This window comes from Erwinia tasmaniensis Et1/99 (genome assembly GCF_000026185.1).
Taxonomy (GTDB): Bacteria; Pseudomonadota; Gammaproteobacteria; order Enterobacterales; family Enterobacteriaceae; genus Erwinia; species Erwinia tasmaniensis.
Genome location: NC_010694.1, coordinates 1,371,919 through 1,388,792, shown reverse-complemented (window position 1 = coordinate 1,388,792; position 16,874 = coordinate 1,371,919). Strand labels below are relative to the sequence as shown.

Genomic DNA, 16,874 nt, shown 5'->3' with positions numbered 1-16,874 from the left:
CACAACTCACGTCAGATCAATAACAATTCGCACCGGCTATCGGTGCGATCCGTGTTCTAGCGCGCGCGGCGAAACGTCAGATTGAAACGGAATGCGCCGGTAAGCGGATGAATGCCTGCCTTAAGCGGCAAAATACCGTGATAGCGCAGGCGCGATGGTCCGCCCCACACCACCACATCGCCGTGTTCCAGCAGCACGCGTTGAGTGGCGTCACCGCGTTCAAACCCGCCGAATAAAAATACGGCGGGCAGCCCGAGCGATACCGAGACGATCGGCTGACGCAGATCGCGTTCGTCCTTATCCTGATGCAGGGTCAGTTTCGCACCGGGCTCATAGCGGTTAATCAGACAGGCATCAGGGTTAAAACCAGCGAATCCCGCCTCCCGCGCGCATTCCTCAGCCAGCCGGTGAAATGTCTGCGGCATCGCGGGCCAACCCTGACCGCTGAACTCATCCTGTGCGCTGTATTGGTAACCGCGTGAGTCGGCAGACCAGCCCAAAGCGCCGCAGTTGGTCATCGCCACCGACATACGATGCCCACCCGGCGTTATGCGGTGATGAAACGGATTGCGGGCGGCAATCCGTTCGATCTGCTGCATCAGCTGCCCGGTAATATCACGGGCGCGGCGGCGCAGGATCAGCGCGCCCGCCGCCAAGGGTTCCTGCCAGGGGTCGTCTTCCGCGAACAGATCGAGCATTTTGACTCCTTAACGAGGCTTACGGGGAGCTGGGCTGAATAAATGCTGCAAACTGCGGCGACATCCAGCTGGTAAATGTCTCACCCTGCTTGAAAATCAGATAGACCGCCAGTTTATCGCGCAGCGCCAGCGCTTTGGCCCGCTCCGGGCCGAGTACCATCAGCCCGGTATCCCAACCGTCGGCCTCCAGCGCCGTGGTGGCAATCACCGTGGCGGAGACCAGGCTATGCTGGATCGGTCGCCCTGTTACCGGGTCAATAACGTGAGAAATGCGCTTGCCGTCCAGTTCATAATAGTTGCGGTAGCTGCCGGAAGTGCTGATACCGTGCCCTTGTAAATCAACGATAGCCTGTACCGCATTTTCACGATCGGTCGGTTTCTGGATCGCCACCTGCCAGGCCTTGCCCTCGGCATTATGACCTCTGGTCAACACCGCGCCGCCGACCGAGACAAGATAGTGATTAATGCCTTCCTGCTCCATCAGCCGCGCCAGATGGTCGGTGGCAAACCCCTCGCCAACGGTGGAAAGGTCAACATACAGCGCCGGCAGATCCTTTTGCAGATATGACTGCCCAGCACGATTGATCACCTGCAAATGGGGCAGTCCGGTTAGCTTGCGCGCGTCGTCGATCTGCTGCTGCGTACGGGTTTTCATCGGCTGCTTATCCGGGCCGAATCCCCACAGGTTCACCAGAGGGCCAATAGTAATATCCATTGCGCCGCCGGTCTGCTGACCAATACGCAACGACTGGGTAACGATATCGGCCATCTCCGCGCTGACGGGCTGCGGTTCGCTGCCACGATATTGATTGAAGCGTGACAGAACCGAGTCATTTTTCCAGGTCGACAGCTGATAGTCATCGTCATCAAGACGCTGCTGGATCGCATTTTGCAGCGTTTTTTTCCGCGCCGGATCGACTCCCGCGAGGCTCACACGCCAGATTGTTCCCATAGTGCGCCCTTGTAACACCATTCCTTCAGATCCTGCCGGAAGCTGATGATTGTCACACGCTGCCAGCAGGCAAACCACGATAAACCCCGTAAAGCACCGCCAAATAGTGTTCATTTTGTATCTGTAACCTTAATTAAAAATTGGTACGAACCGAGCTGTATCGGCGAAAAATGCGCTATTCGACATCTTGATCTCCACTTATTTGCTCATCAGAATAAGGTCATGCAGAAGCAACATGCTGTTCCCATTCTTCCTCTTACAGGAGAGCCGACATGATTTACTGCGCGTTGCTGGTGGTATTCGCGGCAGCGATTATCTTTGCCGGCTATAAGCATTACAAGCAGACCCGTATGAAAAAGCTGCACGGCCCCTATCAGCGCTAGCATCGGGCCGTTCCTGTCGGCCGGCCCGATATTGACGCTTTCAGGCACCACTCTGGCGCGTATTGCACCTGACTGGCGCAATAATGTGCCACAGGTAACCTGACAATCCCCTCAATCAACTCTTTATCACCTGGCACGTTTCATGCTTATTTCCTGTTACAGTGATTAACAGGGGATCGAGTGATGTATCGTAAAAATTTGCTGAAAGCGAACCTGAAACGGCTGCGGCTGCTACGTTTCTCATCCTTTACGCTAGGTGGCTCTGGCCTGGAAGGCAGCTATTTATCGACGATGGCGGTGCAGAAGCCTGAAAAAAAACCGGCGGGCGGTTTCAAAGCATAATGGAACAACGGATCTGACGGCAAATAAAAACGCCCGCTGCAGGGTGCAGCGGGCGTTTTGTTAAGACGGCTGGCGCTTCAGGGCAGTTTAGAACTGATAAACCAGACCCGTTGCTACCACATTGTCGGTATTGATGCCGGCCGCTTTGGTGAAGTCATTTTTGTCCAACAGGTTGATTTGATAATCAACGTAGGCAGACATGTTTTTATTGAAATAATACGTTGCGCCCACGTCGACGTACTGCTTCAGGTTCTGGGTTCCCCAGTTCTGAATATCCGTTCCGCGCGAGGTCACGTAGGCCAGAGAAGGACGCAGGCCAAAATCAAACTGGTATTGCGCAACCAGCTCCCAGTTTTGCGCTTTATCAGCAAAACCGTAGGCGCTCAGATTATCGCTGCTGCCGAAACGGGTTGCGTTATAAGACTGGGTGTACATGGCAGCCAGGTAGATATTGTTTGCATCATATTTCAAACCGCCTGAATAGGCTTCTGCTTTGTCACCACGACCTGACAACGCGCCCCGGTTCTGGCTATCGGTACGGTCGGATGAGAACATCGCGGCACCCGCGCTAAACCCTGCCCCAAAATCGTAGGAGGCAGACAGGCCATAGCCGTCACCATTCTGCGCGACGACGCTGCGGTTACCGGCAACTTCAGCGTTACTGTCATTCTTGCCCTGATACTGAATGGCAAAATTCAAGCCGTCAATCAGACCAAAGAAGTTGTTATTACGGTAAGTAGCCATGCCGCTACCGCGCTGGAACATATAGTTATCAGCGCCGTAGGTATCCCCACCAAACTCCGGCAGCACGTCGGTCCAGGCTCCGATGTCGTACAGCACGCCGTAATTACGGCCATAGTCAAAGGAACCCGCATCGCCGAACTTCAGGCCGGCATAACCAACACGCGTAAAGCTGTTGGCGGTGCCCTCGGCTTCCGTGGTGTTTAACGCCGCCTGATACTCCCACTGGCCGTAGCCCGTTAACCGATCGGAAATCTGCGTTTCACCCTTGAAGCCGAGTCGCATATACGACTGGTCACCGTCTGAATCAGAATTGTTGGAAAAATAGTGCAGGCCATCCACTTTTCCAAACAGGTCGAGTCTGTTTCCATCTTTATTATAAATTTCAGCCGCACCTGCTGAGCCAGCGGTCAGTAGTGCTGGAACCATCAGGGAAAGAGCGCGAAGTTTCATTTTAATACCTCTGAATTATTAGTTTTATAATGCCACTGCGTGCTAAATAGCGAAATTAAGCACTGGGTGCCATAGTAAGGTTCGAAGGGTAATAATCCATCAAGAAAATGCTACTATTTTCTTAAAAGTGTTGCTGTTGCGGCCTAACATATTTCCATATGTGTAGATACCAGAAACTTCCTATTAGAACACCCTAAGGAGAGGAGATTAAGGCACACAATGGAAAGAAATTCTCAAAATATTGAAAGTCATGCGGTTTGATAACTATAAGACCATGGGCACTGAATGATAAAACTCATTCCTGACTAAAAGGTATTATTCCCCCGCTATCATCATTTTTATTTTTATCTTCATTTCACGGAATGAACCGCAAAACTTAGTATTCCCGCCAGGCTTTATGCCTGGCGTTTTTTTTGCCTGTTTACCACTATCAAACGAAAATTATCAGCAACGGTAATTAAAATATTACACAGAAAGCATCGCTCATTATTTAGACAGCAAGGGGGGGAGGGGTCCACTATTTTCGCGTCGTAAACCTCATTCTTTCGGAACAGGGGAATTTGATGAAAGCTCAAGGCTGAAGTCGCTTTACGCTGTTTAATTACACAGTCACCTCCACATTATGCGCAGGATAACCTGGATATTATCCCCTCACTGCCGTGCTGGCAGCAACCCGTATAAGGCCCCGAAACACCGCAGGGCAACGTCCATTGGCTTTCAAAATGAACAATGACAATTTGTTTACTATCAACAGCATTAATACAAACCACCCTCATCATCATGTTGTAAATACAGTGAGCAAAAGCTCTTTAAAGGAATATTCTGATAAACATACCGGTTTATTTAGGTTATTAATCTCAGATATCTTACAGAATTGTACCAATCACTCTTCAGCCTCGGGATTTACTTTTTAACTGGTCGTACTTGTGGTAGAAGTTGGCATGGATTGAACGAAATGCAGCAGGGATAAAAATGAGCAAAATGGACGTGCAGACCTGTTTCATTGGCCTACTGGCACCCCGTCATGGCATCCGTCTGGTGTTCCCCACTGAGGCCACTGGCCTGGTCTCAAGAGACCACAGGGTACTTTCGTGGCAAGGTGGCGCCAATCTTGTACCCGTGTGGATCATCAGGGTAAGGGGGGCGGTGAAGATATTGTCAGATTCCACAATTTCACACATTACAACCTCAGGATATACGCGTATTCTGAGTGCCCGGCTTCTGGCCGGATTTATCTCACTTTTTTTCAGCTTCAGCCTGGCGCACAGGGCCACGGCGAGGCTGCTTTCAGCAGTGGCGACCAGCGCCCGGCTGATGACAAGGTAATTGGGGTTTTACTGCATGTTGCCATACAAATTTCCGCTAACTTCAGGCAATGTAACACGCTTTTTTGTGGTGTTTATTCTGGTGCTGCTAATGGCCACCGGGTTTATGATCCACAATGCGGTTAACGCCTGGTTGACGGAAAAGCGCTACGCGATGGAAGATATTACCCAGGCCATGCAGAAGCGCATCGATACCTATCGGTTAGCCGCCTGGCAGATATATGAGAATCTGGCTGCCGATGCTACGAGTCGTCCAGCGACCAGCAATCTGCAGGAAACGCTTTTGCACCCGGACGTCTTTTATGTGGATAAGCCCCGTCGGAAAACCGAAGCGCTGATTTTTGGCCCACACGAGGGAGCTGCGCTGGAGATGACGAATCGCATGTCCGGCTATCTTGATACTCTGTGGGGTGCGGAGAACAGCACCTGGTCTATGTACTTTCTTAATGGTCAGGACAACAGCCTGATCCTTGTCTCCACGCTTCCACTGAAGGATATGACGACGCGCGATAAAGAAAATGCCATCAGCAATATTGTTGAGGCACGGCGCGCGGAGATGCTGCAGATGGCCAACGCGCTGGATGAACGCGAAAGCTTTTCACCGTTGCGCCGCTTTACCTGGCAAAACGATTACTATTTTACCGTGCGCACCACCTTCAATCAGCCGGGTCATCTGGCTACCGTTGTCGCTTTCGACCTGCCGGTGAATGACATCATCCAGCGCAATATGCCGCTGGATAATTTCCGCCTGAAGCAGGATGCGGTTCCTCTCCTGGCTGAGAACGACGATCCGACAAGCAGTACTTACGTCACCTGGATGAACCCAGATATCGCCGTGACCGCCACCCTGCCCGGCACCCCACTTCAGCTAATATACCGGGTACCTATCACCGGTCTGGTGGTGGATACCCTGCATAATTTACTTTGGCCGCTGCTGGCAAATCTCGGACTGTTGTTGCTGTCACTGGCGGGGCTGCTCCTGTTGCGCCAGCAGTCTCTGCGCCCAAGTGAAAATTTGAGCGCAGAGCTAGAATCACAGCGTCTGCTAAATGAAGAGATTGTTGGCAGACTGCCGCTTGGGCTGCTGGTGTACGATTTTGTCAATAACCGCACTATTATCAGCAATAAAATTGCCGACCATCTGCTGCCACATCTTAACCTGCAAAAAATTATTAATATGTCCGATCAGCATCAGGGCGTTTTGCAAGCTACGGTGAATAACGAGGTCTATGAAATCCGACACGCGCGCAGCGAACTGTCACCTCATACCCAGCTGTTTATGATGCGCGATCAGGATCGAGAATTACTGGTCAACAAGAAGCTACATAAAGCGCAGCAGGTGCTGGATAAAAATCACCAGGCGCGCCAGCAGTTGTTACAGAATCTCGGGCAGGTGTTACAACGCCCGTTACAGGATGTGATTGCCAATTTACAGCAGCTTGGCAATGAGCAAGATCTCGAACAGCTTGATGTCTCTTTAGAGGCTTCCCAGTCACTCAGCCGTCTGGTCGACGATATCGTCTTGTTGAATCAGTTGGAAACCCTTGACTGGGCACCGAACGCCAGCCGTTTCAAACTGCAGTCCCTGCTGGACGAACGGGTGGGAGAAATCCTGCCGATGATACGGCGTAAAGGACTGTCGCTCACCGTTGCCAATCATCTGAACAGCGATGAGATACGCTTTAGCGATCGCAGAGCCTTAGCAAAAATTCTCTCCACCTTATTACATTATGCCGTCACCACCACCAGCTGGGGGCGAATAAGTATCACCGTTACCTCACCCAAAGATCGCCAGGACAGGCTATCAATTGAAGTGGTTGATACGGGGGCGGGACTGTCCGCAGACGAAATGGCCAATGCCGAATTCCCCTTTCTTGGTGAGACTCATCAGGATCGCTTTGGCCAGGCTTCAGGTATGGCTTTTTTCCTGTGTAAACAGCTGTGCAAACAGCTGGGGGGACAGCTGGAGATTGGCGCTCGTCAGGATATCGGTACGCGCTACAGTGTTGAACTCCATGCTCCGCTGGAACCGCAGCCAGAGCGTGAGGAAAAGCTGTTAGAAGGGGTGAATGCACTGATTGATATCACCGTTGAAGACGTGCGTAAAATCGTTGTTCGCCAGTTAGAAAACTGGGGAGCCAGCTGCATCACGCCAGATGAACGTTTCTCTGGCCAACAGCACGATGTTCTCATTACTGACGAACCCGAGCGCTTAACCCCCTGGTCACTGCTGGTGACGGATGATGACCCCGGTTTTACGCCGTTAGCCGGAAACCAGTATCGGGTGAATTTCAATATCAGTAGCGCGATGCAGGATGCGCTGTTGATGCTGATTGAACAACAGCTGGCGCACGGCGAGCTGGCTGACGATGGCGCTGAACAGCAGGACACGGCCCAGCTGTTTACCAGCGGCTACCTGCAGCTTTTTATAGAGACAGTACCAGATGATATCAAGAGACTGTATAATGAGGCTGCAAACAGAGATTATAGTACGCTGGCGCAGACCGCACATCGGCTGAAAGGTGTGTTTGCCATGTTGAATTTATCACCGGGTAAGCAGCTTTGTGAAACATTAGAGCGTCACATCCAGAACTGTGATGAAACTAACATTAAAACGACCACCAGTGAAGTTGACACTTACGTCAAAGATCTCCTGCAGCAAGGTAACCAATAATATGAATAATCTGAATGTCATTATTGCCGACGATCATCCTATTGTTCTGTTCGGCATTCGTAAGTCACTCGAACAAATTGAGTGGGTCAACGTGGTTGGCGAGTTTGAAGATTCGACGGCGTTAATTAACAGCCTGTCCAAACTCGACGCCAACGTGCTGGTCACCGATCTCTCTATGCCCGGTGAAAAATATGGCGATGGCATTACGCTGATCAAATATATCAAGCGCCATTACCCTGACCTGTCGATTATTGTTCTGACCATGAATAATAACCCGGCCATTCTCAGCGCCGTACTGGATCTCGACATCGAAGGTATCGTTCTGAAACAGGGTGCGCCTACCGATTTGCCTAAAGCCCTGGCTGCCCTGCAGAAAGGCAAGAAGTATACCCCGGACAGCGTAGCGAAACTGTTGGAGAAAATTAGCGCGGGTGGCTACGGTGATAAACGTCTGTCACCGAAAGAGAGCGAAGTACTGCGCCTGTTTGCCGAAGGCTTCCTGGTCACCGAAATAGCCAAGAAACTCAACCGCAGCATTAAAACCATCAGCAGCCAAAAAAAATCGGCGATGATGAAATTAGGCGTGGACAACGATATTGCCCTGCTTAACTACCTGTCATCGGTGAGTATGACTCCCGTAGAAAAATAAGGTCTGGTTCGCGTCACCCCGGTCAAAAGCATCATGTTTTTGTTCCTCATGGCCGGGCAGCGTGAATCTTCGGCCCCGTTATTTCGACAATCCGCCGGTCATCGGCGGGTTGACTCTTTATCTCCCTTCGCTGCCCCGCATTAAACGCTTTTCCGACTCTTTCTCACCCGCCCGGCATAAGAGAAGAGTACCTGCTGTAACGTCTCCATCGTGACCGGTTTAGACAGGCAATTATCCATGCCCGCTTCAATGCAGCGCTGTTTTTCTTCCGCCAGCGCATTGGCCGTCACGCCAATGACGGGGAACGTTTGCCCCAGTTCCCGTAGCCGTTGAGTAAGACGATAACCATCCATATTCGGCATATTGACATCCGTTAGCACAATATCAATCTCATTGCGGCTGATAACATTGAGCGCATCAACGCCATCCTGGGCGGTTTTCACCCGATAGCCCAGCGATCCTAGCTGATCGGATAGCAGCATCCTGTTAATTGGATGATCGTCTACTACCAGGATCAGGATATCGTCGTTATTAACGCTTTCCCCGACCTTAGCCAGTGCCGCTGGCGTACCTTGGGGCACCGCCACCTCAACACGATAGATGCGTCCCAGCAGCAGAGGCAGCTCGTTAGGGGTCGTGGTTGCACAGACCCAGCGCCCGCTTGCCACTTCTCTTGGTGCGTCGTTATGGCGTCCGTCAAAGCGAATGACCGCCCGTAAACTCTGCGGTGACTGGAACTCGTGATCGGTAATCAGAATGTCGTCAGCCACCGCCTCACCCTCATAGTGCTGAACCTGCATTCCATGTTCACGCAGCAGCCTGATAAGATAAGTGGCCAGGGTTTCATTACGTAACTGCAGCCAACACTGCTTACCCTGCAGCCCATCACAGGGTTCCAGCTTCATCACATGGCTGTTATACAGCGGAATGCGCACAACAAACTGACTGCCCATATCCGGTTCAGAGTCCACCTCTATGTCGCCGTCCATCATATTCATCAGCTTTTCACAGATTGCCAGCCCCAGTCCGGTACCCTGAAAGTTACGCTGCACGCCGCTGCCCACCTGGACGAAAGGATCGAACAGACGTGTTAGTTCCTTCGCCGATATCCCTACCCCGCTGTCACGCACGCAGAAAGTCAGGTAATCACCTTTGACGTAGACCTGCAGAATAATGCCGCCGGTGTGGGTAAATTTGATCGCGTTATTCAGCAGGTTTGAAATAACCTGCTGCAAACGCATCGGGTCACCCTCCATTAACACCGGCACATCGCTGTTGATAAAACACCACAGCGTCAGGCGCTTTTTGACCACCATCGCCAGGTAATTTGCGGTGATATGAGCAATGACCTCTCGGGGAGAAAACTCTCGCGGCTCTATTTTGAGCTGCTCCGACTCAATTTTGGAGAAGTCGAGAATATCGCTAATAATTTTCAGCAGCAGGCTGGAAGAGTTGTTCATCGCCGTCACCAGTGATTCGGCCCCGGCAGGCAGCGCTTTTGTTTTTAATAAATCAAGGTTACCGATAATCCCGTATAACGGGGTGCGCAGCTCGTGGCTGACGGTGGCAAGGAACATTGATTTAGACTCGCTGGCCTGTTCTGCCTCTTTGGCAATCTCATGCAGGGACTGCTCCATTTTCACACGCGCACTCACATCGACCAACACGCAGATCGCCACATTTTCATTGCGATAGCGAGAGTGCACAAAGCTGATTTGCAGGTTGGTATTGCTGCCGGTCAGTACGTCAACAAAGTTGACCTGCTGCCCGCAGATCATCTCGGTCAAACGCAGCCTGTCCTCCTGAGTCAGCAAGGTCAGATAGTTATGCGCCAGCTCATTGCTAAGTATGTTGGTTCCGTCGCTGGTGCGCAGAATACAGATCCCGACCGGGGCAGACGCCACGATTTTGCGGTTAAACTGCTCCTGTTCCTCCAGGCGGTAAGCGTTATCTTCCGCGGGCAGGAACATCCGCCGCTCAAACAATCGGGCAAAGGTCACTACGATGATGCCGCTGATCAAATTCAGCAAAATGGCGTTAACGATCAACATTTTTAGCCGCTCAATCATCTCACTGGTGGCGACGGTATAAACCACGCTGAGTGAAGAGGATGGCAGGTTCTTTTTCATCACCAGCCGACTGTAACCCGATATATAGCCAAACCACGTGGGGTCGTCAGGCAGATCGTCGGCGGAAAATTTTGCCTCGCCCCGCTCGGAGGTGAGCACGCGCCTGTTATTCTGGTCCACCAGCGTGACCGTCATGGGCAGACTCCCGGCCGTCATGAGATCTTCTATCCGGATACTTTGCTCGATACCCAGCAGCGCGGTGACCTTATCCGTCACGTAAACCGGGGTGATCATGTAGTAGAACCCGACGCCGGGCTGCACCGCAGGAGCAATCCATGAAAGATTATTCTTACGCTCTTCTTCCGTACCGTTGCGATAGATAGAAATTCTCTCACGCAACACTTTCATCATCCTGTTTTGGTCCGCAGCCGTGGACACCAGGTCGAAGTTTGCCAGGCATTGATTTTCCCCGCCAATAAAAAACACCCTGTTCAGTCGGGCGGCCGTAGCGAAGTTATCTCTCCAGTAGTTAAGAAAATAACTGAAAGACCCCAGGGAGTTATGCAGGGTGTTACGCATGTAATCACAGTCGGATGAGGGGTAAAATTTGCTGAATTGTGGCTGTAAGAAAGTGCCCGTATGTTGTTCGCTGCCCGACTGAATGGCGCTGTCGACTGATGTATTCAGATGATTTTCAGCGATAAATTTTAATTCTCGCATCACATCTAACGAGTGGCGAACATACCATTCGGCCTGCTGGTAGCTGGTGTTGAAATCATGTCGAACCTGGGTTTCTCTTTCACGTAACACATTGAAAATATAAAAAGCGGTCAGTAATGCTCCCAGCGTCCATAGCATCAGCGCCAGCGCACGGAACAGATAGCGGGAGATCTTTAACGTAGTGCGGAAAGAGACAGGATATTTCAAGCGTAACCTACTGGCAGCCATAGCGAAAAAAAGAGTGCCGATACAGTAGCGCCAGCCTGCGAAAAAAGCCAGTTATCCCGGCTATTGTCCGCAGATATTTCCCCCATTTTCATCCTGTTCCCCACTATTTCACGCCAGTAAAATAACGTTTCACCGGCAATACTGTGGAACGCGCGGTTAAGGCTAAATGTGCTCAGAAAAACCAATACCTGCCGCACTCAGTCCGTCATCTACAAACGGTCCCTGCGACGGGCAAAGTCTTAGACGACATATCCGCGGCAGCGTAACGGGCTGACGTCAGCGATAGTGATGAGTAGGGAATTCTTCCTGTGCGCCAACACTTTTGAACAGTTGATTGATGTTCACAAGAGGGGAACTCGTATCGCCGATCCCCAGCCCCATGATAAAAAAAGCCAGGGAATCGGCGTTGTTTACCGATATCTCAGCGCGAGTGATCCCTGCATCTTTCATTCCATCCAGAAAGATTCTGTCAATAGCTGCATCATTATTGGGGTCAGGTATATTTAATTTTTTGAAAAGATCGTCTCCGGGAACCAGCAGTGACATATCAGGTCTTTTCATAAGACGCGCCACTTTAGTCATCAAAACAGTATAAATATCCTTATTATACCGTATGCAGAAATCCAGCAGGCTTAAGCCTTTTTTACCTATAGTGGGATTCGAAGGGTAATAAAACAGGTCGTCTGTCTTTGCCACTCCATGACTAATCTCATGTATTAGTGTTATTGCAGCCATAGCGGGATCTAATTTTACAAAAAACGAATCAGTTATCATTATTACAAGTTCATGAGGTACAACGTACGCCAGGTCACCTATATCATCTGAAATCAGAATGACTCTCTTATCTCTTTCTTGATAATAAACTTCACTGCCTTGTGCAATTTCCATTACCTTATTTTTTACACTATCAGCCTGAGTTCCACTAATGCTTGTACCCGCATACTTCCCGAAAGCCATTATGATTTGCTCTTGACTCATACCGGTGACTTTATTTTTTGCGGTTTGACATAGCGAATAGGCATTTCTTAGTGACTCTTCGACTATCTGATAGCGAACCATATTGACCATCTTTAAGTAAGGTAACCTGAACGCGAAGGCTTTCTCCCCTCTTCCAAGATCAATATAAAAATGGTTGCCTCTATGAGCATAGGATGTTGCTGCGCATAGTTCCTCAATGCCCCTTTTGGGTCGACGAGAGCATATTGGAACTATACCCGTCGCGTCAGGGCCTCTCTTTTTTTTACCCCAATTTTTTTTCTCAATTTTTTTTTCATGCGTTCGAAACAGGGCTTTAGGGGGTAAAGACGGTACCAATTTTTCCCCGTCAAGGTAATAAAATCGGCCCAGACCCTCCCCTGTTACCGGATCGACAATCACATAAAGTTCCTTTCGATTTTTCAGCCTTACCGCTTTAACAGGGATTTTCAATTTCGAATTGGGTAGATACGCCTTTTTAAAATCAAAAACCTGATCGCTTATTTTTGCATCGACAGTGTTTATTTTATAAATAATTTTCTCTATATTTTTCATATCATCAGCGTTCTTTCCAGCGCGCACCCAGTCGGTGAGTTCACTGATCCCCTTGTAAGAGAATTTACCTACGCCGGCAAGAAGCTCAAAACCGGGGTCCAGCGTCTGCACTGCGGTTTTACTCAATAAGGTCAGCTCTGAAATTGTTGGCAAATGGATTTGTTTTAGCGCCTGCTTCCCGGCCGCTTTGGCGATGTTCGTCGACAAGGCACCTGAAGGTAAGAGTTTCACGCCTACATTTATCGCTCTTGAGAGATTGACTCCGAATTTCCCCGTTAAACCCGCCACCTGACCCACCAGAGGAATAAAGGAAATCACATCGAGGACACAGGAAATAATATTGTAGGGGAATTTTCCATTGATACAGTCGTAAAAAGGAATAAAGCTCTTTAATATTTCAATGACTATTTTCTCTGGTGTCTCATTATAACCGGCCTGTCGCGTGCGATCATAAAACTCCGAACGACGCTTCACCTTAAAATGATTAACGATATTTTCAGGAGCGCCCTCCCCGAGATCAACAACCCGTAAAGATGTTGTAATATGAAGCCGGTACGATGGCAGAAACTCGCAGCTACTGTATACCTGTGGTATCACGAAGCGGCGCCCCCTCATACGCTTGAGTTCAGGCGCGTCAAAAATGTCATATTGGAGATAATCATCGATGGTCCTGTCGACACGACGAATGACAACCTTGTCACCCTCTGGCCTGACAAATGCGTAAATCCGTTCTTGATTGCCAACAACCACTGAGAAAAGGTCAGAGATTATCAATTGCTTTTCCGGGGCGGGGATAGACAATGGACAGGAAAGAGAAGGTACGACCAGGCTGATAACAGCGCCCTCTGAACGAATAAAGTGAAGTTCTTTTTCTTTAAGCCCGCCCATTGCCGCAGCCAGCATATACTCATCTACAGCAGAAAATGTATCAGCCAGCTCTCGGGTTTTGCGGTCGTACTCTGCGGTAACGCTGAAATCGGGGCATCCGATAGGCGTCACGTCATTAAGATATCTATTCTTTGCAAAATCTCTGCCCCTTCTAAGGATTTTATCAGGCGTCTCACGAGGATTATTCATGATCGGAACCCACTTCCCGTTCCCCACCCAGTGTCCCATTTGCATCAGCCTATCTTCAGGACACTGCTCAACATATTTAGCGGCAATATCTCCACGGGATGTCCAGTTCTTACCCGCCACGTTGAATGCTTCGGCTTTTACGCGCAGGTCTGCGACAAGACTGCGATATTCAGCATATTGTTTAACGACCTTCAGGTGGAGAATGAAACCGTGCTTCTTACGATGAGACACTTTTTTAGGATGGTTCACCGCCTCAAACAACAGCGCCGGCAGGGTGAGGTATCTCAGATAACTCATGTCCATATCGCCGGACTCCACCCTCTGCCAGATTATCCTCCCAAGCGCCTGACACTCTTCTGCACTGAATTCACTCAGCTCAGCTCCTGCGTCTTTCAGCCAGAGCGCGCCGGAATGTAACCAGACAAAAGCATCATCCGTCGCGGTCTGGGATGCCACCTCCTCCGCTGCAAGAAAATTTTTGAAGGGCAGCGTATTATCCAGGGCATAGTCCCAGAACCTGTAAAGCTGCTCAATTTCTTTAGCGCCGATCCCCTCAAGATCGATTATCCTGGTCGAGCGCAGTGAGTCTGAATTCAACAGGCTTTTCATATCCGAGACGTTATACTGTCTGGGCTGATTTAAAGCCGCCAGTTTACCCGCGAGCCAGGGTTCGACAGGCATTCCCAGTACATTATCAAACAGCCAGTTCCGCACCACTATCCCGGCCCGCGCGGGGCTGACTTCTTCATATCGCCCGCCACCATAGAGTTTTTTTTCCTTGAGGATCTTTTTTGCAACGTTTATCAGCCTTTTATCCAAACCGTAAGCGTAATGAGTAAAACGGGGATCCGGGGCAAAAAGATAGATGCCAACAGCGGCAATAATTTCCTCTTTCTTGAAAGAGTCGGCCATTCTAGCTTCTTCAAGGATCCTGAATTTCTGCATTGTTTCAGTCAGCTTTGCATTAATGCTCTCCCTCTCTGCCCAGCGATGAGGTTTCCTGTCCTTATACGCATCCTGTGACGGTTGAATAACCGCCTCTTCAGCATTTTTCGCTGCGTACGAGTTCCATATTTTCCTGCCTATGAATGCAGCCCCGGCCAATACGGCAGCGCCACCCGCAACCCTCGCTACTTTACTTCTCAGCGCCTGAATCCAGGTGTTGACGACGGGGCCAGAAGAGGCTGCCATGGGGATAACGGAATATATGTGGGAGCTTTCGGCCGCCGAGTTTGGCAAGGAGGCAGATTCTTTCGTTTGCCGCTCAAAACTCGTGGCGGGTTTGGACAACGGCTCCGGAAACTTTATGGCCCCACATTTCATATTGATATGGGTATGGGTGGTTTTCACCCCGTCCTGATAATGTTGCGTTTGTGTCTGATGGGCTGTGCAATGCAACAGCCTGGACAGCAAGTGGTGTCTCATCAAATGCCCTATCACCCAAGCCTGCGCCTGCTTCTCCACGCTGTCAGTGACTCCCGGCGTCTCCATACTCCGATTTTCCACCGTTGCCGTTGTATAAGCTTCAGGATCCACCGTTGAGTTCGATGTAAAGGCGGTGATGAGCGTTTCTGGGGGGCCTTTAGCCATGCTAAAGTCTGCGGACGGCCTGAGGTATGAGACCGTTTCAATGCTGCTGTCTACCTCAAAGGCGGGCCGGACGGCAGGCTCCTCCAGGAGTATGTCGGGCTGCACCATTCCGCCAAGCGCTCTCCAGTAATAATGGACTCGCAGCATCAGGTTGGCGACAAAAGCAGGCACCTGAAACAAACCACGCTGCGGGGCACTGGGGGAGGTGATGAAGTAGCTGGCCGCTACAATCGCCACGGCTAAAGATGTATACAGATAAGCCTGATAGCCATCATCCTCACTGATGTCTTCACGCAAAAATGACGCGCCCGTCCAGTTGATTATCGTCTCCCTGATGAATGCGGCCAGCCTGGAGATAATATTTATATCAATAGGAAGATACCAAGATGCCAGAGAAAGGCAGTTCAGCACGGCACTGTCGATATGTTTTTTTTCGTTAACAGCAGTACACAGACTGTTGATGACCAGGATAATATTGGTTGGAACGTCAGGAAATATCTTTGTTAATAGCTGGGAAACCAGCTCGTTCTTTTTAACGTCACCCAGCATGATAATAAGTTGTTTGATGCAGCGGTAGCCATCTTCTGTCACCGGAACACGAGAGTCTGCGTAGTCTTCTGCGGATATATTTTTAGCAGGGGATTTACTTCCTTCATCAAACAATATGTGATCCACGTCTATCCGAACAAAGGAGGCTGATCCGATATCCTGTCCTTCAGTACCCGCCTCCCTTGGGGGATGACTTAATAATAGATTTAAAGACGTAGATTTTATGATATTGCTTAGCATTTATCGCTCCCTGATTAAGTGTAACCACGATCAAAAAAATCTGATTATCGGTAAGTTTTTACCGTTACATAAAATCATTCCCAACGAAAGACACCCTCTTCCATCCATTAGTGGGATTTATTATTTAATATAGTCCTACCTTACCCCTTACTCTTTATAGCAGCCAAAATCACATCACGAAAAAATGAACCTATCCCATTATAAAATGAAACAGGAATATAATAATCATTATCATTCGAGTCTATATATACAAAAACGAAAGTAAAAAAGTAATCGAGCCCTAAACTCATGCTAATTTAAAGTGATTTATTGATAAAACAGACATATACACTTTATCAGCAGAGGAGAAATGCAATAAGACCGTATAAATAGGATAAATCCAACATACTTATCGCGAGATAATCCGGATAGGAGGCTTATCAATCTGGCAGGTTCATAAAGTGATAACTTTACTTCGTCACCAAAGATAATGAGAGCAGAAATGGTTTCCGGCTCTCATGACTATCAGCGTCTCGCCGTAAATCAAAAATTAGATCTAATAGGATCGGTACAACTCAGGCTAAGACTGCCATGCTGGTATACACAGTTAAGGGGGCTGATGAAATGACAGATACAGTGCCTGCTGGCGCTAGTTTTCGTCTGAGACGTCATGGA

Annotated in this window: 8 protein-coding genes; 3 read left to right on the top strand and 5 right to left on the bottom strand. The window is 49.6% G+C overall.

Features of this window, described 5'->3' with window-relative positions:
* Positions 1 to 56 precede the first annotated feature (56 nt).
* Positions 57 to 698 (bottom strand): DNA oxidative demethylase AlkB, encoded by a 642-nt coding sequence (gene alkB / locus ETA_RS07250; protein ID WP_012440975.1) that lies wholly within the window; start codon positions 696 to 698, stop codon positions 57 to 59.
* A 19-nt stretch (positions 699 to 717) separates the two neighbouring features.
* The gene (gene apbE / locus ETA_RS07245) at positions 718 to 1,764 is read right to left on the bottom strand and encodes an FAD:protein FMN transferase ApbE (RefSeq protein WP_012440974.1); all 1,047 of its coding nucleotides are present in this window, start codon (positions 1,762 to 1,764) and stop codon (positions 718 to 720) included.
* Positions 1,765 to 2,213: 449 nt separating this feature from the next.
* Between apbE and ETA_RS19890 the strand changes: the two genes are divergently transcribed.
* A complete protein-coding gene (locus ETA_RS19890; RefSeq protein ID WP_157861786.1) occupies positions 2,214 to 2,375 on the top strand; it encodes a hypothetical protein in 162 nt (53 codons plus the stop codon).
* Between the two features lie 87 nt (positions 2,376 to 2,462).
* On the opposite strand, the gene ompC is transcribed toward ETA_RS19890, so the two are convergent.
* A complete protein-coding gene (gene ompC, locus ETA_RS07240) occupies positions 2,463 to 3,569 on the bottom strand; it encodes a porin OmpC (protein ID WP_012440973.1) in 1,107 nt (368 codons plus the stop codon).
* Positions 3,570 to 4,910: 1,341 nt separating this feature from the next.
* Between ompC and rcsD the strand changes: the two genes are divergently transcribed.
* Both rcsD and rcsB read left to right on the top strand, forming a co-directional pair.
* The gene (gene rcsD / locus ETA_RS07230; protein ID WP_042958771.1) at positions 4,911 to 7,568 is read left to right on the top strand and encodes a phosphotransferase RcsD; all 2,658 of its coding nucleotides are present in this window, start codon (positions 4,911 to 4,913) and stop codon (positions 7,566 to 7,568) included.
* A gap of 1 nt (position 7,569) precedes the next feature.
* Positions 7,570 to 8,217 carry a response regulator transcription factor RcsB gene (gene rcsB, locus ETA_RS07225; protein ID WP_012440971.1) on the top strand — a complete coding sequence of 216 codons (648 nt, stop codon included), beginning with the start codon at positions 7,570 to 7,572 and terminating at the stop codon, positions 8,215 to 8,217.
* Positions 8,218 to 8,357: 140 nt separating this feature from the next.
* On the opposite strand, the gene rcsC is transcribed toward rcsB, so the two are convergent.
* Together rcsC and ETA_RS07215 are read right to left on the bottom strand one after the other, a co-directional pair.
* Positions 8,358 to 11,213, bottom strand: a complete 2,856-nt coding sequence (rcsC, locus tag ETA_RS07220; RefSeq protein ID WP_012440970.1) for a two-component system sensor histidine kinase RcsC — start codon at positions 11,211 to 11,213, stop codon at positions 8,358 to 8,360.
* A 297-nt stretch (positions 11,214 to 11,510) separates the two neighbouring features.
* A complete protein-coding gene (locus ETA_RS07215; protein ID WP_012440968.1) occupies positions 11,511 to 16,220 on the bottom strand; it encodes a hypothetical protein in 4,710 nt (1,569 codons plus the stop codon).
* Positions 16,221 to 16,874: the final 654 nt, after the last annotated feature.

Excerpts from the sequence above, each read along its gene's own strand:
- rcsB (WP_012440971.1), top strand. The coding sequence starts at position 7,570 with ATGAATAATCTGAATGTCATTATTGCCGACGATCATCCTATTGTTCTG.
- ompC (WP_012440973.1), bottom strand. The coding sequence starts at position 3,569 with ATGAAACTTCGCGCTCTTTCCCTGATGGTTCCAGCACTACTGACCGCT.
- apbE (WP_012440974.1), bottom strand. The coding sequence starts at position 1,764 with ATGAACACTATTTGGCGGTGCTTTACGGGGTTTATCGTGGTTTGCCTG.
- alkB (WP_012440975.1), bottom strand. The coding sequence starts at position 698 with ATGCTCGATCTGTTCGCGGAAGACGACCCCTGGCAGGAACCCTTGGCG.
- rcsD (WP_042958771.1), top strand. The coding sequence starts at position 4,911 with ATGTTGCCATACAAATTTCCGCTAACTTCAGGCAATGTAACACGCTTT.
- ETA_RS07215 (WP_012440968.1), bottom strand. The coding sequence starts at position 16,220 with ATGCTAAGCAATATCATAAAATCTACGTCTTTAAATCTATTATTAAGT.